This is a genomic window from Microbacterium sp. (assembly GCF_041909575.1).
GTDB lineage: Bacteria > Actinomycetota > Actinomycetes > Actinomycetales > Microbacteriaceae > Microbacterium.
In genome coordinates this window covers 15,190-33,763 of record NZ_JAYRDE010000019.1, presented here as the reverse complement: position 1 = coordinate 33,763, position 18,574 = coordinate 15,190, and the positions used below count along the sequence as shown (strand labels likewise).

The 18,574-nt window shown below is 68.9% G+C and carries 19 protein-coding genes; 4 read left to right on the top strand and 15 right to left on the bottom strand.

Annotation, left to right across the window (positions count from 1 at the left end; all coding sequences use genetic code 11):
- The coding region (locus ACE3O1_RS04815; RefSeq protein WP_374312984.1) for a Gfo/Idh/MocA family protein at window positions 1–576 on the bottom strand (576 nt) is incomplete at its 3' end.
- Window positions 577–686: 110 nt separating this feature from the next.
- Here ACE3O1_RS04815 and ACE3O1_RS04810 point away from each other — a divergent pair.
- From ACE3O1_RS04810 to ACE3O1_RS04800, 3 genes are read left to right on the top strand one after another with little or no spacing between them, the layout of a single operon-like run.
- Window positions 687–1,967 (top strand): ROK family protein, encoded by a 1,281-nt coding sequence (locus ACE3O1_RS04810; RefSeq protein WP_374312982.1) that lies wholly within the window; start codon window positions 687–689, stop codon window positions 1,965–1,967.
- Between the two features lie 47 nt (window positions 1,968–2,014).
- A complete protein-coding gene (locus ACE3O1_RS04805) occupies window positions 2,015–2,425 on the top strand; it encodes a hypothetical protein (protein ID WP_374312981.1) in 411 nt (136 codons plus the stop codon).
- A gap of 17 nt (window positions 2,426–2,442) precedes the next feature.
- Window positions 2,443–3,450, top strand: a complete 1,008-nt coding sequence (locus ACE3O1_RS04800) for a restriction endonuclease subunit R (protein WP_374312979.1) — start codon at window positions 2,443–2,445, stop codon at window positions 3,448–3,450.
- Between the two features lie 126 nt (window positions 3,451–3,576).
- Here ACE3O1_RS04800 and ACE3O1_RS04795 read toward each other — a convergent pair whose 3' ends face one another.
- The 11 genes from ACE3O1_RS04795 to ACE3O1_RS04745 all read right to left on the bottom strand — a co-directional run bounded on the left by ACE3O1_RS04795 (window position 3,577) and on the right by ACE3O1_RS04745 (window position 13,332).
- Window positions 3,577–4,446 (bottom strand): ThuA domain-containing protein, encoded by an 870-nt coding sequence (locus ACE3O1_RS04795; protein ID WP_374312977.1) that lies wholly within the window; start codon window positions 4,444–4,446, stop codon window positions 3,577–3,579.
- Between the two features lie 40 nt (window positions 4,447–4,486).
- Window positions 4,487–4,903: a DUF6379 domain-containing protein gene (locus ACE3O1_RS04790; protein ID WP_374312975.1), complete on the bottom strand. Its 417-nt coding sequence runs from the start codon at window positions 4,901–4,903 to the stop codon at window positions 4,487–4,489.
- Between the two features lie 17 nt (window positions 4,904–4,920).
- Window positions 4,921–5,961 (bottom strand): sugar phosphate isomerase/epimerase family protein, encoded by a 1,041-nt coding sequence (locus ACE3O1_RS04785; protein ID WP_374312973.1) that lies wholly within the window; start codon window positions 5,959–5,961, stop codon window positions 4,921–4,923.
- Between the two features lie 12 nt (window positions 5,962–5,973).
- The gene (locus ACE3O1_RS04780) at window positions 5,974–7,110 is read right to left on the bottom strand and encodes a sugar phosphate isomerase/epimerase family protein (protein WP_374312971.1); all 1,137 of its coding nucleotides are present in this window, start codon (window positions 7,108–7,110) and stop codon (window positions 5,974–5,976) included.
- Entirely contained in the window at window positions 7,107–7,514 is a 408-nt protein-coding gene (locus ACE3O1_RS04775; protein ID WP_374312969.1) for a DUF6379 domain-containing protein, read from the bottom strand. Before ACE3O1_RS04775 ends, ACE3O1_RS04780 begins: the two co-directional genes overlap by 4 nt.
- A 46-nt stretch (window positions 7,515–7,560) precedes the next feature.
- Window positions 7,561–9,093, bottom strand: coding sequence for a GMC oxidoreductase (locus ACE3O1_RS04770; RefSeq protein ID WP_374312967.1), 1,533 nt, complete (start codon window positions 9,091–9,093; stop codon window positions 7,561–7,563).
- Window positions 9,090–9,884, bottom strand: a complete 795-nt coding sequence (locus ACE3O1_RS04765; RefSeq protein WP_374312964.1) for a TIM barrel protein — start codon at window positions 9,882–9,884, stop codon at window positions 9,090–9,092. The genes ACE3O1_RS04770 and ACE3O1_RS04765 overlap by 4 nt, the downstream gene beginning before the upstream one ends.
- Window positions 9,885–9,903: 19 nt before the next feature.
- Entirely contained in the window at window positions 9,904–10,050 is a 147-nt protein-coding gene (locus ACE3O1_RS04760) for a hypothetical protein (RefSeq protein ID WP_374312962.1), read from the bottom strand.
- 104 nt (window positions 10,051–10,154) lie between these two features.
- Complete coding sequence (locus ACE3O1_RS04755) at window positions 10,155–10,991, bottom strand: carbohydrate ABC transporter permease (protein ID WP_374312960.1); 837 nt, start codon at window positions 10,989–10,991, stop codon at window positions 10,155–10,157.
- Between the two features lies 1 nt (window position 10,992).
- Window positions 10,993–11,952 (bottom strand): carbohydrate ABC transporter permease, encoded by a 960-nt coding sequence (locus tag ACE3O1_RS04750; protein WP_374312958.1) that lies wholly within the window; start codon window positions 11,950–11,952, stop codon window positions 10,993–10,995.
- A gap of 78 nt (window positions 11,953–12,030) precedes the next feature.
- Window positions 12,031–13,332: an extracellular solute-binding protein gene (locus tag ACE3O1_RS04745; protein ID WP_374312956.1), complete on the bottom strand. Its 1,302-nt coding sequence runs from the start codon at window positions 13,330–13,332 to the stop codon at window positions 12,031–12,033.
- A 234-nt stretch (window positions 13,333–13,566) separates the two neighbouring features.
- Between ACE3O1_RS04745 and ACE3O1_RS04740 the strand changes: the two genes are divergently transcribed.
- Complete coding sequence (locus ACE3O1_RS04740) at window positions 13,567–14,505, top strand: LysR family transcriptional regulator (protein WP_374312986.1); 939 nt, start codon at window positions 13,567–13,569, stop codon at window positions 14,503–14,505.
- Between the two features lie 3 nt (window positions 14,506–14,508).
- Here ACE3O1_RS04740 and ACE3O1_RS04735 read toward each other — a convergent pair whose 3' ends face one another.
- The 3 genes from ACE3O1_RS04735 to ACE3O1_RS04725 form a co-directional block, all read right to left on the bottom strand.
- Window positions 14,509–15,984 carry a DUF6379 domain-containing protein gene (locus tag ACE3O1_RS04735; protein WP_374312955.1) on the bottom strand — a complete coding sequence of 492 codons (1,476 nt, stop codon included), beginning with the start codon at window positions 15,982–15,984 and terminating at the stop codon, window positions 14,509–14,511.
- A gap of 13 nt (window positions 15,985–15,997) precedes the next feature.
- Entirely contained in the window at window positions 15,998–17,299 is a 1,302-nt protein-coding gene (locus tag ACE3O1_RS04730) for a DUF6379 domain-containing protein (protein WP_374312953.1), read from the bottom strand.
- A 104-nt stretch (window positions 17,300–17,403) separates the two neighbouring features.
- On the bottom strand, window positions 17,404–18,573 hold the full coding sequence (locus ACE3O1_RS04725) for an acetyl-CoA C-acyltransferase (RefSeq protein WP_374312951.1): 1,170 nt from the start codon (window positions 18,571–18,573) through the stop codon (window positions 17,404–17,406).
- Window position 18,574 lies beyond the last annotated feature (1 nt).

The window sequence follows — 18,574 nt, the reverse complement described above, 5'->3', positions numbered from 1 at the left end:
CATGCCGGGATCGGCCGGGTCGATCGGCGGACGGTGCGGGGGCGCGGCGGCCGGCACCGGGTCCGCGACAAGGGCGTGGTAGCGGTCGTTCGGAGCGAGCGAGAGCACCGCCGACACACTCAGGATGCGTGCGCCGGTCCGGTCGAGGTGCTGCTTCACACGATCCCAGGCCGGGTCGAACAGGTGATTCGTCCCGACCACGAGCGCGACGCCGGCGTCCGCGCACGCGGCGAGGACCGGCTCGAGCTCGTCGACGGAGGTGGCGAGCGGCTTCTCGCAGAAGATCGCGCGCTTGCCCGCCGCGACCGCCGCGAGGATCAGCTCGGCGTGCGAGGCCGGCGGGGTGCAGATCGCGACCACGTCGACCTCGGGATCCGCGAGGAGTTCCTCGGCCGTTCCGGAGGATCTCGCACCGACGCGGTCGGCGATGGCCGCGGCGCGCCCTCCGCCGGCATCGGCGATGTGCACGACGCGGAACGAGTCGGAGAGGGCGGCGAGCGTGGGAGCGTGGAGCGCCCACACTCCGGGCCCGGCGCCGATGACGCCGACACCGCGCTTCGTCGCTTCGCTGCCCACCCGCCTGACGGTAGTCGCTTTCGTCAGAGACAGACCTAAGTTTGTGGCTATCCCGGATATTTGCGGCGTCGATCCGCTCGGATCGACGGATGGTTGTGTCAAAATCAACCATGGCCACGCGATCCACGCTCCGCTTCGGCGCCCAGACCGACGAGGTGACGAGCCTCCTGCGCATCGTCAACATGGTGCGGACGGGCGATGCGACGACCCGTCCCGACATCGGCCGGGTGACGGGACTCGGCCGCGGCGTGGTCGCCCAGCGGGTGGACCAGGCGATCGACATGGGCTTCCTGGGCGACGGCAGCATCGGTCCGTCGTCCGGCGGCCGCGCACCGCGCACGCTGCGGTTCCGCTCCGATCGCGGGCACATCGTGATCTGCGCGCTGGGCGCCCTCCACATCCACGTGGGGCTGTCCGACCTCGACGGCACGATCATCGATCAGAGCCACCGCGACTGGGAGATCTCGCGCGGACCCGCCGAGACGCTGGACGCCACCCTAGAGATGGTCGACGCGCTGCGCGACCGCAACGACGCCCGACCGGTCTGGGGCGTCGCCGTGGGGCTTCCCGGCCCCGTGGACTTCGCGACCGGCCGGCCCGTCGCGCCGCCGATCATGCCGGGCTGGAACGGCTTCGACGTGCGCCGCCGGTTCGAGCAGCACTTCGATGCGCCCGTGTGGGTGGACAACGACGTCAACCTGCTCGCCTATGGCGAGCGCGCGCGACGCCCCGACGACGACCTCGACCTCATCTACTGCAAGATCGGCTCGGGCATCGGGGCCGGGCTGCTGTCGCGCGGCCACATCCACCGCGGAGCGAACGGCGCGGCCGGCGACATCGGGCACGTGCGCGTCGCGGGGTCCGACCTCCCCTGCCGGTGCGGCAAGGTCGGATGCCTCGAGGCCGTTGCCGGCGGCTGGGCCCTCACGCGCGACGCCGAGGCAGCCATCGCGGCAGGCGCCTCCGGACAGCTCGCGCGCCAGTCGGCCGAGGGCACGCCTCCGACGCCCGAGAACATCTCCCGCGCAGCCGAGAACGGTGATGCCCTCGCGATTTCGCTGATCCAGGCATCCGCGCGCGTCGTCGGCGAGTCGATCGCCGCGCTGGTCAACATGTTCAACCCGAGCGTCATCGTCATCGGCGGCGCCGTCGCCGCCGCCGGGGAGGTCTTCCTCGCCGAGGTCAGGCAGCGGGTGTACGAGCTGTCGCTGCCCCTGGCGACGCGCGACCTCAGCATCGTGCAGTCCATCGACGATGTGAGCGAGCCGCTCCGCGGCGGCGTCGAGATGGTCAAGGAGCAGCTCTTCGAGACGACGTTCCCGCGCTGGTTCGCCGACCAGCAGCCGTCGCCGTCGCTGACTGCACAGGCATCATCTTCTTCACAAAACTGACATAAGCCGGTAGATTCTTCGCATAAGCGAGGAATCGAGGGTGAGCCATGACGCTTGCGACGCTGCATGCGGACGCGTTGAGATCGACGGCCGACGGCTTCGCGCTGCGCCTGTCCCTGCCCTGGATCCGCTCGCTTCCGATCGCCAGCCTGGTCGATCCCCGCGTCGAGATCGACGGGCGCCCGGCCGGAGCGATCGTCGCGCAGATCGGCGACCGATCCGTGCCCGCCGACGCCCTCGTGCACGAGCGCGGCTGGTGGTACGTGCAGGATCGCGTCGTGCTGCGCGGACGCATCCCGTTGCGGCCTGGCGCCCACGAGGTCCGCGTCTCGTTCGAGCTGATCGTCCCCTACCTGCAATCCGGCCCGGACGGCCCGCTGCGGCTGCCTTTCACCTCTTCCCAGACCCTCATCACCGACGCCGCCGGCGCCGAGACCGTCTCGCGCGACGTCGCGTGACCCGACTGGAGCGATCGATGACCGCACCCCTTCCCGCATCCTGGATCCTGTCGGCGAGCGCCTTCAACCTCACCCCGGCCGTGATCGCGGCGGAGCGGTCCGCCCCCGACATCGCGGCATCCCTCGTCGCAGAGGGACTGGCCGCGCACATCGAGGTGGAACTCGGCCAGCTGTGGCGGTCGTTCCCCGAGCCGACCGTCGCCGAGGCGAGCGCCTTCCGCGACCAGCTGGTCGGTCTCGGCGGGCGGGTGAGCATCGTCGGCGGCAGCATCGACGACTGGGCCGCGCCGTCTCGACGCCGCACGGACGACGAGCGGTTCGAGTTCCTGGTGCCGCAGTTGCGGGCCGCGGCGGCCCTGGGAGCCAGCGGCCTGCGCCTGCCCCTCGGGCAGGCCGGTCCCGAACTGCTGACGCGGCTGCTTCCCCTTCTGGAGGAGCTCGATCTCGTGCTCTTCGAGGAGGCGCAGGGCTCCGGCTCGCCTTCGAACCCGTCCGCCGCACCGGCGTACGACGCGCTGGTGAGCATCGACAGCCCGCACGTGCGCCTGCTCGTCGACATCAGCATGCTGATGCCCGCGCTGCCCGTCACGTACCTCGAGCGGCTCGACGCCGCCGGCCTTCCCCGCCATCTGATGCGCGCGCTGCACGAGGATTGGAAGGTCTCGTCGACCACTGCGATCGTCGTCGACACCCTGCGGTCGGGCGCCGTGCCGCCGCACATCCACACGCTCTTCATGAACCTGCTCGTGCGCTTCGGGCGCAGCGACGTCGCCGAGCTCGAGCCGGTCCTCCCGCTGCTTTCGGCTGCCCACCTGAAGTTCTGGGACCTCGACGACGCCGGCGGGCGGGTTTCGCAACCCATCGCCGATCTCGCCGGTGCGCTGCGCCGCACCGGGTTCGCCGGGACCCTCTGCAGCGAGTGGGGCGGGCAGGAGTGGCTCGACGACGATCCGGTGGAGAGCACCCGCGCGCACCTCGTCCTCGCCCGCGAGGCTCTCACGGTCGCCGATCCGATTCGCGGCTGAGTCCTGGGCTCCATGCCGCGCAGAAGTGCGGAGATGTGCAGATCTGCGGATGCCTCGCCCCGATGGCATCCGTCATCGTGCACATCTCCGCAGATGTGCACGGTGATTCGGGCCTTCGGCGGGGACTCAGCCCTCGTGGTTGTAGTACGGCCAGGGCAGGAAGCGGCGCTCACCGCGCCGGTCGGGTCCCGCCAGCGAGACCTCGCCCTTCGCGGCCCATTCCACGCCGCGCGGGAACATGCGGAGGAACTCGATGCGGCGGAACGTGTCGATGTCGTGGCCGATCGTGATCGTGAAGGAGCGGCCGGCGCCGTACTCGTTGATCCACGCGATCGGCTGGTCGGTGTTCATGCCCGGAAGCGCCGCGATCCCGGCATCCGGAATGGCGACAGGGTAGTGGGACATCGGCCACACCGGCGCACGCTCGTACGACTCCAGGTCGTCGAAGGTCGTGAGCAGCACGCGCGCGCCGTCGAGGATCTCGACGCCCGTGAGGATGTCGTCGCCGGTGACCGTCCAGCGCGCGCTGATGCCCTCGGTGATCGGATGCCTCGGCTCCACCGTGTCGAGCTGCGCCTCGCCCCACGGCCGGGGGCGCAGGCCGCCGGCGACGGTCAGGCGCGAGCCGCGCATGACGTTGTACTCCTCGGGATAGCCCCAGTCGTCCTCCTGCGCGGCGGAGCCGTGGAACCACACGATGCCCTTGCCGTGATCGTGCACGAACCTCAGCAGTGCGGCATCCGTCTCGGGCCCGAAGCCCACGGCCGTGTCGTGATACCCGTCGCGGCCCTCGAAGACGACGATCACGACGTCGTACTTGTCGATGATCTCGGCGCCGAGACCACGCGGGTCCTCGACCACGCGCACGCGGAATCTCCCGGTGTCCTCGAGCAGCGTCGTGAGCCACTGGTTGTGCTGACGGAAGCTGCGGAACTCGTTGTCGTGCTCCCGGGTCATGTGCCCGGAGAGGATGAGGACGTTCAGGACGTCGGTCATCGGCGTGCTCACTTGGTGGAGAAGTCGGCGACGCGCAGGGTCATGCGAGCACGACCTCGCGTTCGACCGGGACGCGGTTGGTCACGTAGCGGCCGGGACCGCCGTCCGCGCCGGGCATGATCTGCATGTACAGCAGACGCATCGTCAGCACGACCTCGACGGTGAGCTTCTCGCCGGGCGCGGGCACCGGGTCCAGCGGGATGACGATGTCGGGCCGGTCCGCGACGAACCAGAGAGTCTCGGACTGCTCGGGCAGCTCCTCGATGCGATAGCTCCGGCCTTCGAGCTCGAACCGCAGCGAGTCCTTCGGGATCGTCACGCCGTTGACGGTGACGTCGACATCGTCCACGGCCGAGAGCCAGAGGCTCCGGTACCAGGGCAGCTGGACCGAGACGGCGATCCCGCCGTCGACCCGGCGGACGTCGTTCTCGGCGAAGAGGGAATTGTGGGTTGCCATGGCTGGTCGCCGTCCTTTCAGGCCGGTACTCGGTGAGACGCGACGGCCTCTTCGATCGCGCGGCGCATCAGCGCGTGCTGCTTCTTGACGAGGTCGATCGGGTCGGCCTCGCCGAGGTCGGAGAAAGCGTGCCCCTCCCATTCGCTGGAGAGGTATCCCTCGTAGCCGCCCTCCACGAACTGCCGGACGATGCGCGGGATGTCCATGGCCGGCTCTTCCCCGTCAGCGCCGATGTCGTAGAACTTGGCGTGGACGTGGAAGATCTGCGGCATGATGTCGAGCCACTCCTCCGGCGGGACGAGGCCGTGCATGTTGAACGCGAGGCGGGTGAACGGGCCGAACCGCAGCGGGTCGACGCCCTCGCCGGTGAGGTAGTCCTCGAACTTCTGGTTGCGCACGTGCATGGGCGTCGGCTCGTGCCAGATCTCCTCCATGACGGGGAAGTGACTCTCATCCATCCCCATCTGCCCGAGCGTGCGCAGCAGCGTCGGCGACAGGCTGTGCATGGTCGAGGAGAAATCGGCCGTGAAGCCGAGCCGATCCGACTGCAGCTCGTCGTACATCTCGCGCATCCGCAGCACCTGCGGGTCGTTCGGGCCCGACGGGGCGTGGATCTCGTAGCCCAGCTTCTGGTCGTACTTCTCGGCCAGCGGCAGCAGGCTGCGCAGCAGCTCCCTGCCGTGCGAGCGGATCACGACGCGCTTGAACCCCAGCGTGTGCGCGGTCTTCAGCTGGCGGGCGAGGAAATCGTGCTCCTCGTCCGGCGTCATGTCGCGGTCTTTGCGGCGCCCCATGTCGAGGTTCGTGCCGACGGCGCTGGGCTCGAGCCCGTACTTCTCGATGCTGTCGAACCACAGCTTCACGAACGCGTCGTCGACGTCGGGGTAGGTGCGCAGCAGCTGCGCGATGTTGAACTCGATGCCGGGGCCGATGCCCTCGTCGTGGACGGCCTTGATCAGCGTCTCGGGCGTATAGATTCCGCCGGCGAATTCGCTGGTCATCGAGTAGAGGGTGGTTCCGAGCTTGATGCCGGTTCCGGCGATGCCATCAGAGGTCATGGTCCGGTCCTTTCAGCGGCCGACGGTCTGGGGAAGGTGTGCGGCGAGAGTGGCGCGAGCCTCCGCGGCATCCGTGATCATGCGCGACCCGGCAGCCTCGGCAGCGGAGCGCTGCACGGCCTGCTCGCCCGCGATGATGTCGAAGGGGCTCTGCCAGTAGTTCCAGTGCCATCCCTCGTACTCGCTCGAGATCGCGCCGGAGTATCCGTTCTCGACGAGAAGCCGGACGAGGTCGCGCACCGGGACGGAGGGCTCCTCGCCGCTCTCGTCGATGCCGAAGAACTTTCCGTGCACGTGCTTGATCCACGGGAAGATCTCGAGCCAGTCGTCGACCCGCGCCGGTCCGAACAGGCCGGTGCCGTTGATGCCGAAGTCGATGCCGAGGTCGGGACGGCCGTTCTGCGCCGCGAGGGCGATGAATCGGCCGAACCGCTGTCCGTGGTCGGCCTGGTCGGCCGGCGGTCCCTGCTGGTAGAACTCGTCCCACAGGTCCACGACCTTGGCGAGCAGCTCCTCCGAGGCGCCCCGGCGACGATAGGCCTCGATGAGCGACGGGGCGAAGCCGCTGACGGTGGCGCCCCAGTCCATCGTGAAGCCGAGGAACGGCGACCCGACCTTCTCGTACCGGTCGCGCAGCGCGAGGATGCGCGGGTGCGAGGCGTACTGGTCGGCGTGGACCTCGAGCGCGAGCGTGACGCCGTGCTCCTCGGCGATGGGGGCGAGCGCCTCCATCGAGTCGGGCGTGATCGAGATCTGCACGCGCGCGATCGGGAAGCCGAGCTTCGCGGCGGCCTCGATCTGGCGCCGCATGTACTCCAGCAGCTCGTCCTGGTTCAGGAGCCGGTCGCGGTGGATGCCGATATCGGCGTTGACTGCGAGCGACGTCGTGACGAGACCGGTCTCGGCGACGAGGTCGCGGAACCAGCCGGCGAAGCGATCCTCGATCACGGGGAACCCGCGGAAGCTCGAGAATCCGATGATCTCGAGGCCGGGTCCGTACCCGTCGGCGGCGACCTTGCGGATCAGGCCCTCGAGGTCGTACTCGCGACCGTGGAAGGCACGGGTGAAGCTGTAGAGGGTGACGCCCTGGATGGGCGTGCCAGGCGATCCCTGCCGACGGGCGGGGATCGAGGGGGATGGAACAGTCATGCCGCAACTGCCTTCCGTGCGGTCATCGTCTTGGCGTCGTGCTCCTCGATGTGGAGCACCTCGTCCGCGCCGATGACGATGTAGGGGATGTAGAGGGTCAGGCCGACCTCGACCGTGTGCTCGGCGGCCCCGTCCGCGACGGGAACGTCGCCGGAGAGCACGGCGGAATCGGTCGGGAACCACCACTCCTCGATGTTCGGGGCGAGCTCTGCGAACGTGAATGTGCGCCCGTTCATGTGCCAGCGGAGCGAGTCCGCCGGCGCCTCGACGCCGTCGACGGTGAGGGTGGCTGCGGCGATGCATGACGCGGGGAGCGCGCGGTACCAGGGGAGCCGGACTTCGACGGCGGCACGCGTGCCATCCGTCGTGAGCGTTCCCTGCTCGATGATGCGGTCGGGGATCACAAGGTCCTCCTTGACGACTTTGTCCTAGTTTCTACAGTGTAATGTCTTATTTCGACGTAAGCAAGCGAGACGCAATCTCGCGAGCACCCCGCACCCCGAGGGCGACGGAGGTGAGCGTCGGGTTGCACGCCGTCGCGGTCGGGATCACGCCGTTTCCGGCGACGAAGAGCCCGGCCAGCGCCCACACCTCGCTGTTGGGCGAGCACACGCTCGCGCCGTCGTCCGCGGCACCCATCCGGGTCGTGCCCTGGTAGTGCAGAGATGCACCCAGCGGCATCATGAACGGGCGGTCATCGAGCGGTTCGCCGATGGCCCGGCCGAGCCGGACGATCTCGGCCTTCGCGCGATCGAACACCTGACGGTCGTGCTCGGTGAGCCGGTAGTGCAGCGTCATCGCCGGCATCCCGTATCCGTCCACTGCGTCCGCCGAGAACTCGACCCGGTCCGTGGCCTGCAGGTCCTTGGCGCAGAAGAGCCCGAGCCCGACGATCGAGCCGGGTGCGGCCGGATCGTCCTCGGCGAGCTTCACGGGAGATGCGTCGAGCTGCATCACCTGACCGTGGAACGGAACCTCATCGGTGAAGGGGACCCACGTGACGCCGCTGTACTCGCTCAGGCCGGTCGCTCCGGACTGAGCGGAGGCGTCGGCGGCTACGAGGTCGCGGATGCGCACCGCGAACACGATCTGAGCCTGGTCGTTGAGATAGCGTCCGAGCGCCTCGGGCCGGATGCCGGACGCCCACAGCAGCTGGGGCGTGCGCAATGCGTCGCCGGCGACGACGACGAACCGGGCGCGCACCTCGTGGGACTCGCCGGTGCGTCGGTCGGTCACGGCCACGCCCGCTGCCTGTCCTCCTTCGACGAGCACTCGGGTGACCAGAGACTCGTCGAACAGGGTGAAATGCGGGTTGTCGCGCGTCACGTCGCCGAGCACGACGTCCGAGCCGGACCACACGAGCCGGCCCTCGTCGTTGCGGTGCACCGCGAGAGGCATCCGCTGCACGCGTGTGCGCTCGGAGCGACCTTCGTCCGCCGCCGCGGCGAGGCGGTCGCGCACGATCTGACCGTACGGGGACGTCTCGAACGCGTCGGTGGTCACACCGAGGAGCCGCTCACCCTCCGAGAGCAGCTCGTCGAGGTCGCCCTCGCCGAGGAGGTCGATTCGCTCACTGTCATTCGGTCGGGGGCAGGCTCCGGTCCAGTGCGCGGCCATCCCGCCCACGTTGCTCGAGAACGCCGCGACCGGCAAGCCGTCCTCGCCCTCGACCTGATAGCCGTCTTCGAGGAGGAAGGTGCCGGGGCGTGCGCGGCGCTGAGCGGTCTTCACGATTCCGCCGACCCGGTCGCCGTCGTCGTGCGCCGACGGGCCCTCCGAGCGCAGCTGCGCACGCGCGCGCTCGTCGGGGTCTGCGATGTTCTTCACGTGCGCGCCCGGCGGGTCCGACACGGTCGGCCCGACTTCGAACATCGCGATCGTCGCGTCGGGCGCCTCCTCACTCAGGATGCGCGCGTACGCGGCCCCGGCCGGGCCGCTCCCGACGATGGCGACGTCGACCTGCTCCGGATAGCGGCTGCTCATGCCTGCGCTGCCACGTCTCGGATGTAGCGCACCGACTCGTCGGACGCCGTCTGCGGGTAGTACTCCAGGCCGATCGGCCCGTCGTAGCCGGAGGCGCGCAGCGTGGCAAGGGTCGCCGGCCAGTCGAGGGACCCGGTGCCGGGCTCACCGCGTCCAGGTGCGTCGGCGAGCTGCACGTATTTGATGAGCTCACCGGCGTTCGCGAGCTCGGCAGCCATGTCCTCGCCCTCCACCGCAGAGTGGTAGATGTCGTACAGCACCCCGAAGAACGGGGAATCGACGCCGCGCGCGACGTAGACGCCCTCGGCGGTGCGGTCGAGCAGCGACCCGGGGTGGTCGACCCGCACGTTGACCGGTTCGAGGACGAGCGTGATCCCGGAACCATCGATCTGGGCGATCGCCTTCTGGTAGATCTCGACGAGCTTGTCGAGCTGCACCTGGCGCTTCCACCCTCCGAAGCCCGTCCCGCTGCCCACGACCATGCGGGGCGTGCCGAGGAAGTGCGCGATCTCCACGCCCTCGTCGAGCTTGCGGAAGAACTCGGAGTGATCCCAGGGCGGGATCATGAACTGGGTGCGCGGCTCACTGAGCTGAGCGGTGAGCTGCGTGCCGGTCTCGTCGAGCGCGGCCTTGAGCGCGGGCAGGTCCTTCGGGGTCGCCGGGGCATCGGCACCGGTGGGCCCCCACATCTCGACGGCGTCGAAGCCGGCCGCGGCGGCCGCGCGTACGCGATCGTGGTAGTCGCCGGCCTCGGTGAAGAGCAGTTCGATGTTGGGTGCGAGCTGGTACACGGTGTTCTCTCCTGAGTCTTCAGAACATGGGGTGGTCGTGGACGGCATGCACGGGAACCTGCTGCAGCACGTCCCAGTGCTCGACGATCCGGCCGTCCTCGAATCGGTAGATGTCCGCGACCGCGGCGTCGGGGACGCCCGGACGGGAGGCTCTGACGTGGACCATGGTCGTCCGAGACCAGCCGGGCGAAGGCATCCGCGACGCGCTTCTGCGTGTAGAAGAGGTCGACGAAGGTCTCGAACGCCGCGCGGTTGTCGGCGGTCATCGGCTCAGCCCTTCAGCCCGCCGGCGAAGCCCTGGATGAAGCGCTTCTGCGCGAAGAGGTAGAACGCGAGGATCGGGATCATCGAGACGATGACGATCGCGAAGATCTTGTTCCACGACGACACCAGCGAGCCGATGTAGTAGTACATCGCCACGGGAAGCGTCTGGTTCTCAGAGCCGCCGAGGAAGATGAGCGACGTGAAGAAGTCGTTCCACACGATGAGGCCCGCGAGGATGGCGACCGTGCCGGTCGCAGGCGACATCAGCGGCAGCACGATGCGGAAGAAGATCTGCGTGCGCGAGGCGCCGTCGATCGTCGCGGCCTCTTCGTACTCGGTGCCGAGGCTGCGGAAGAACCCCGCGTACAGGAAGATCGACAGCGGCAGCAGCATCCCGGTGTAGAGGATGATCATGCCCCAGATCGACCCGGTCAGCCCGATCGTGCGGGCGCCGATGTAGAGCGGGACGGTGCCCAGCTGCGTCGGCAGGACGATCGCGATGAGGAACAGGTAGAACACCGCCCGGCTCCAGCGCCGCGTGCTCCGCGCGATCACGTAGCCGGTGAGCGCTCCGAGCAGAATGAGCCCGACGATGCTGCCCGCGGTGATGATCACGCTGTTGAACAGGCCCTGGATGACGTTCGAGTTGCCCTGCGCCGTCAGCACCTCGGTGAAGTTGCTGAAGTCCAGGCTCGACGGCGGGGCGAGGTTCGACGTGGTCAGCACCTCTTCGTCGGACTTGAACGCAGTGGTGACCAGAAAGTAGAACGGCGCGAGGAACAGCACGGCGAGGATCCAGAAGACGACCTCGCGGATGCCGGTGAGCTTGGTGTAGCGGAACATGTCAGGCCTCCTCGGGGCGACCGCTGGTCACTCGCTGCTGGATGACGGCGAAGACGAGAATGATGAGCGTCAGCACGAGGGCGAGCGCCGCGCCGTAGCCGAAGTTGCCGAGGGCGAACGATTCCTTGTACACCTGCGTCGCGAGGGTCTCGGTCACGCCGGCCGGCCCGCCGCCGGTGAGCGCCATGATCTGGTCGAACACGCGCAGTCCGTTGACGAGTCCTAGCGTGGTGGCGATCGCGACGGCCGGACGGATCGACGGGAACGTCACGTGCCAGAAGCGCTGCCACAGGCTCGCGCCGTCGATGGCTGCGGCCTCCTCGATCTCGACCGGCACCGCGGCGAGGCCGGCCATGTAGATGACCATCGCGAAGCCCGTGTTCTGCCACACGATGACGATGAGCACGGTCCAGATCGCCCACGTCGGGTCGGCGACCCACGCCTTGGCGAACTCGCCGAGGCCCATCGCCCGCAGCACGCCGTTGATCGGACCGTTGTAGTCGAAGATGAATTTCCACACGTACGAGACGGCGAGCGGGCTGAGCACGACCGGCATGAAGAAGAGGACGCGCAGCGCGTAGCGGGTCTTGAGTCCGCGATTGAGGCCGAGCGCCAGGGCGAGGCCGGCGATGTTGCTGAGGATCACCGAGGCGAACGCGAGGAAGAGCGTGTTGGTGACGGCGCCGATCTGAGTCGGGTCGTTGAAGATCGCGATGAAGTTGTCGAGGCCGATCCAGGTGAAGTCGCCGATGCCCGACCAGTCGGTGAAGGCGAAGAACCCGCCGATCGCGGTCGCGACGTAGTGGATCGCGAGGACGAGGAGGATTCCGGGAAGCGCCCACCACCAGTAGCCGAACTTCAGCAGGCCGGGACGGCGAGGCTCGACGTCACGGCGGCGCCCGCGGCGATTCCGCTTCGGGACGATCAGCGCCTCGGTCTCGGAGTTGAGTGTCGCGGTCATGATTCCTCGTGTTCGTACGTCATCGTGCGGAGGTGCGGCTGAGCCGCCCGGGCACACGTGCCCGGGCGGCTCATCGTGTCACTCGCCCCAGGCGGCGTCCATGTCCTGGAGAACCTGGTCCACGGTCTTCTGACCGGTGAGCAGACCCTGCACGCCCACCGACAGCGCCTCGTACACGGCCGGGTTCGGCCAGATGTTGTTCGGCAGCGGGGTGTAGGCGCCCTCGGCCAGCAGGTCGACGACGGGCGAGTAGATCGTGTCGCTCAGGTCGAGGTCCTGGTAGTTCGAGATCGGGAGCAGCCCGGATGCCTCGTAGTAGATCTCCTGTGCCTCGGGAGAGGCGAGCCACTCGACGAACTCGGCAGCTGCTTCCTTCTTCTCCGATGCTGCGTTGATCGAGATCGTGTAGTTCGAGCTGGCGATGATGTAGGGGTCTCCGCCGTCTGCCGGCGGGAACGGCTGCACCTTGAAGTCGGCCTCCGGCGGTGCGGCGGTCGCGATCTCGACGGCGGAGCCGGACGGGATGAAGCTTCCGACGGCAGCGCCTTGCGACAGTCCGTTGGTGATGGCGTCGAACCCGCCACCCTCGGCGCCGGCCTGGAAGCACCCACCGTCGTTGAGGTCGATGATCGTCTGCAGGGTGTCGGCCCAGCCCTCGCTGTCGGCGAACGTGACCTCGCCGGCGGCTCGCTGGTCGTTCCAGTCGGGCGTCTCTGCATAGACGCGCGTGGCGGCGATGCCCTGGGCGGTGAGGCCCGCGTTCGGCGGCGCCGCGCCGGCGATCACGAGCAGCGACTTGCCGTCCCCTGCGAGAGCCGAGCACGCGTCGTAGAGCTCGTCCTCACTGGTCGGCCACTCCGTGAGGCCGTTCATGCCGGCGGTGCCCATGCTGGCGACGACGGCCGCGATGGTGAAGTCCATCGGCTGGCCGTAGACCTCGCCGTCGAGCTCGAAGAGCGTCTCGCTCCCCTGCGGGATCAGGGACGTGGCCGTCTCGCCGAGCGGCTCGAGGAAGCCGGCCTCTGCGAGCGGGATGAGAGCACGTGCGTCGCCCGATCCCGGCGTCGTCTGAACGACATCGCCGGCGTTGCCCGCCTGGAACTGCGTGCGGATGGTCTCGCCGTACTTGTCGTTCGGCGTCGGGTTGGTCGTGATGGTGACGTCGTCGTTCGCCTCCATATAGGCGTTCGCGAGCGTCTCGTACGGGCTCTCGAGGTTGTTGGAGGTCGCGAACGTGAAGGAGAACTCGACGGGGCCTCCGTCGCCCGAGTCGCCCGAGTCGCCGCCGGAGCCGGAGCAGCCGGCCAGGAGCAGCGCTCCGATGACGGGGACCGCGATGATCGCTCCTCGACGCAGAGCGGTGTGACTGTGCTGTGACATGTCCAGCCTTTCTGACTTCGTTGTCGGCGGCTCGTCCATTCGAGCGCCTGTGCTGTGACACCAGTATCCCGACCATGTGCCGAAAACGCACATAAGTGTTTGCGATATGCGGCATAAGCCGATACGGTGCATCGGCGGTGGTCCACCGCATTACCGGGACATATAGCCCCTCGCGACCTCATCGACTGCGTTGATACAGTGGAGCACCGACCTGCACCGGAGGATCACGACGTGGTGACCGATCACGCCCTGCTGTCCCGACTGGATCTCAATCTGCTCGTCGCCCTCGATGCGCTCCTCACCGAGAAGAGCGTCACCCGTGCGGCCGAGCGCCTGCACCTGAGCCAGCCGGCGCTGAGCGCGTCACTGGGCAGGCTCCGCACGCACTTCGGCGATCAGATCCTCGCGCGCCGCGGCAACACCTACGAGCTGACCCCGTTCGCGCTGAGGCTCACGGATCACACGACCACCGCCCTGGAGGCCGCCCGGCGGGTGTTCGAGAGCCAGGCCACCTGGAGCCCGGAGGAGTCGACGCGGGAGTTCTCGATCTACGGATCGGACTACGGCTTCGTGACGCTGGGGACCGTGGTGTCCCGCCTCGCTGCCGAACGCTCGCCCGGCGTGCGCTTCCGCTTCATGCTCCACAACCCCGTGATCGTCGAGGATGCCGCGACCCGCCTCCGCTCGGCGGACGGGATGGTCATCCCGCACGGCCCGGTCTCCGACCTGCCCTTCCTCGATCTGTGGCACGACGGCTGGCTGGCGGTCGTCTCGGACTCGAACGCGCACGTGGGCGAGTCGCTGTCGATGCAGAACATGGCGGAGCTGCCCTGGGTCATGACGTACCAGTCGCGGTCTGCCTTCACGTCCGCTGCCCGGCAGGTGCAGCAGCTCGGTGTCGAGCCGCGCATCGAGGTGATCCTCGAGAGCTTCCTCTCGGTCGGCCACTTCGTGAGCGGCACCGACCGCATCGGGCTCGTGCAGGCAGCCCTCGCCCCCCACATGCTGCGGATCGGCGGCATCCGCGTCGTCCCGCTCCCGTTCGACGCGACACCGCTCACGAACGCCCTGTGGTGGCATCCGTCCCACACCCGCGACCCCGAGCACGCCTGGATGCGCGGGCTGTTCGAGGAGGCCGGTCGCCTCGTCGAGGCGAACGCGCACCCCTCCTGAGCGTCAGGCCGGCTGCAGCTCGCGCATCGCGCGACGGATGAGGTCGTGCTGGCGTCGGACGAGCAGGAGAGGATCCACCTCGCCGAGCTCCGCGAACGCGTGGCCCTCCCATTCGCTGGACCAGTAGCCGCGATAGCCGCCCTCGACGAAGACGCGGACGAGCTCGGGATAGTCGATCGCCGGCTCCTGCCCGTGCTCGTCGATGTCGTAGAACTTGGCGTGGACGTGCAGGATCTGCGGCATGATGTCGGCCCACTCGCGCGGATCGACGTGGCCGTGCATGTTGAAGGCCAGGTGGCCGAAGGCGCCGAGACGCGCAGGATCGAAGTCCCTCCCGCGGAGATAGCCGATGAACTCCTCCTGCCGCTCGCGCATCGGCGCATCGGTGGCCCAGATCTGCTGCAGGCGGTCGACGGACTCGTCGTCGAGCCCCGCTCGGCGCACGGCCCGCAGCAGCGTCGGCGACATGGCGTGCATCGTCGAGGAGAAGTCCGCCACGAAGCCGAGAAGGGGTGAGTCGAGCTCGGCGTAGGTGTCCCGCACCTTCAGGATCGGCTCGGCGTTGGGCCCGAGGGGCGCGTGGATCTCGTAGGCGAGCCGGAGTTCGAGGTCTTCGGCGATCGGCAGGAGCCGGCGGAGCAGCTCCGGCTTGGCGCTCTGGATGCGCACGAGCGGGAAGCCGAGCTTCTTCGCGCCCTCGAACATGAGACGACTGAACTCGAACTCCTCGTCGGGCGTCATGTCGCGATCCCGGCGACGGCCCATGTCGAGGTTGGCGCCGAACGACGACGCTGTGAACCCGTGCCGGTCGAAAGCGTCGCGCCACGTGCGGACGAAGTCGTCCGAGACCACGGGGTACGTCGGCACCACCTGCGAGGCGACGATCTCGATCCCGGGGCCGATGCCGAGCTCGGCCACACGGTCGAGCAGTCCGTCGAAGTCGAACCAGCCTGCCCGGAACTCGGCGCTTGCCGAGTAGAGCGTGAGCCCGAGCTGGAACGGATCGGCCTCCGTCGCGGGTGGAGGCGGCGGGACGTCGGTCACCATCGCGGGCGCCGGGGAATCGGCATCCGTCACCGTGAGCGTCAGTTCGTCCCGCACGAAGTTCGGCACGTACATGCCCGGACCGCCGTTCTCGCCGGGCGCGATCTGCATGTAGGGCAGCCGCAGCTGGCCGACGAGCGTGACGCGGTGCTGCTCTCCGACCGACGCCGCGTGATCGCGCCGGACGATGAGCAGCGGATGCTCCTGAAGGAACCACAGCGTCTCGCTCTGCGCGGGCAGGTCGTCGAGGGGATACCGACGACCGCCGAGCTCGAGGCTCAGGTCGGCCGGTGGCACGCTCTCTTCGTCGACGGTGAGCTCGAGGCTCGTCACGGACGACAGCCAGAGGCTGCGGTACCAGGGCAGCGTGAGACGCAGTGCCAGCCCGTCCGGGTGCGGACGGAGGCTGTCGTCGTGGATGAGTCCATTGGGCATGGTCGTGTCCTTGCTAGAGCCGGTCGGCGGTCTGGCGCATGAGCGAGTGCTGGCGGCGGACCTGTTCGATCGAACGCCACGGGGTGCGCTCGCCCTCGTACTCGCTCGACAGGTAGCCGGTGTACCCAGCGTCCTTGAGCGCGCGCAGCACGGGCTCCCATGGGATCTGCTGATCGACGAGCTCGTCGTCGATGTCGTGGAACTTGGCCTGGATGAACACGACGTGATCGATGATGTCGAACACGTCGGCGGGGTCGACGCCGATGCCGTCGAGGAACGCGGGCCGGCGCCCGGGCAGCTCGCCGGGGCGGAGCGGGATCGGCCGGTCCTGGAAGATCCCGGTGTCGAGCAGGAGGCCGAAGTGCTTCGTCCCGGTGCGCCGGATGAGCTCGATGTAGTCGTCGACGACCTCGTGCTTGATCGGCGTCGGCGAGTGGATCTCCGGGCAGATCACGACGTCGAGCTCCTCCGCGAGCGGAAGCGAGCTCTCGACCACCTCGGTCCAGATGGGGTGGGGGACGAGGTCGCTCGAGACGACCCCGATCTTCGGCCGCACGAACCGGAACCCGAGCCGCTTGGCGAGGCGCAGGTCGCGCTGGAGCGCCGCCGCGCCCTCGGCGACGGTCATGTCGCGGCCGTTCTCGCCACTCGAGTGCAGTCGCGTGTCGATCCACGAGCCGTAGTTGGTGGGCTCCAGGCCGTAGACCCCGAGCAGGCGGAACCACTCGTCGACCCACTCCTGCGGCGGCTCGGGGTAGTTCGGCACGTGGCCCTCACCGAGGATCTCGACGCCGGTCGCCCCCAGGTCGGCGATCGAGCGGAGCGCCGTCTCGAGGTCGAGGGTCGTGCCGTAGTCGCCCATGTAGCTGTACAGCGAGACGCCGTAGCGGAAGGGTGCGCCCGCCGCCTCGGGGGTGAGCGTGACGTGCTTGGTCACCTCGTACCGGCTCGGCTGGTGCTCCTGGGGGATGTACGACATGCGCAGGCGCAGGTCGATGGAGAGTTCGTGGATGCCGTCGGGCAGGCCGCCCGCGAGCGGCACCGTGACGATCGCCGCCTCCTCCAGCTGCCAGCGCACGCCGTCGCTCTCCCAGAGTTCGGCGAGGGTGAACGTGCGGCCCTGCAGCGTCCAGGTCGGAACGTCGGGAGCCACGTCCACGAGACCGGGGATGCGCACGCCGATTCCATCGATGAGGGACGCGGCCATCCCGCGATAGGAGGGCATCCGCACGCGGAACTGGAAGCCGGTGATCTCGCCGCCCTTTCGGACGTTGCGGAATCCGACGGACTGGATGAGGTCTCGCTCGAGAAGCATGTGCGCGTGCTCTCCTTCGTGTCGCGCCGTTGCGGCACTCTCGAGGCTAGCGCGTTTTGTCTGGTTCCGTCATAAGTAATATTGATTCGCGCATAAGCGGGGGATCATCGCTCGAGCACGACGGCGAGGCCCTGCCCGACCCCGATGCACAGGGCGGCGACGGCGACTCCACCGCCGCGACGCTTGAGTTCGTGCGCGGCGTGCCCGATGATGCGGCCGCCGGAGGCGCCGAGCGGATGGCCGATCGCGATGGCGCCGCCATGGATGTTGACCCGTTCGGGGTCGAGGTCGGGCCAGCCGGCGAGGCAGGCGAGGGACTGGGAGGCGAATGCCTCGTTCAGCTCTACGACGTCGACATCCGCCCACGTGCGTCCGGCTCGTGCGAGCGCGCGGTTCGCCGCCTCCACCGGCGCCACCCCGAACACGTCGGGGTCGTTGCCGAAGACCCCGCGGCCCGCGATGCGCGCAAGCGGCTCGGCATCCACTGCGACCTCGGCCCCGAGCAGCACCGCGGAGGAGCCGTCGTTGATCGGGGACGAATTTCCGGCGGTGACGGTCCCGTCGGCGGCGAACAGCGCCTTCAGCCCGCCGAGCTTCTCGAGGGTGGTGTCGTCGCGGATGCCCTCGTCACGCGCCAGCTCAGCGCCGGGCACCTGCACGATCTCGTCGGCATAGGCACCCGACGCCCACGCCTGGGCGGCGAGCCGGTGGCTGCGCAGCGCGAAGGCGTCCTGGGCGCCCCGCGAGATCCCGTAGATGCCCGCGAGCTTCTCGGCCGACTGGCCGTTCGAGATGGTCCACTCCGCCGGGAGCGCGGGGTTGGTCATCCGCCAGCCGATCGCGGTGTTCCACATCGTCGGGTTCCCGACCGCCGGCCACGGCTTCGGCGACTTCTCGACGACGTACGGCGCCCGGCTCATGGACTCCACGCCGCCCGCGAGGATGATCTCGGCGTCGCCCGCCTCGATGGCCCGGGATCCCTGGATCACGGCCTCGACCGACGACCCGCACAGCCGGTTCACCGTCGTCCCGGGCACGGTCGTCGGGAAGCCCGCGAGCAGCGCACCCATGCGCGCGACGTTGCGATTGTCCTCGCCCGCCTGGTTCGCGTCCCCGAAGATCACGTCGTCGATGCGCGCCGGATCGAGCCCGGTGCGCTCGACGGCAGCCCTCATCACGACGGCGGCGAGGTCGTCGGGCCGGGTGCCGGCGAGGGCCCCCCCGGCACGGCCGAAGGGAGTGCGGACGGCGTCGTAGATGAAGGTGGCGGGCATG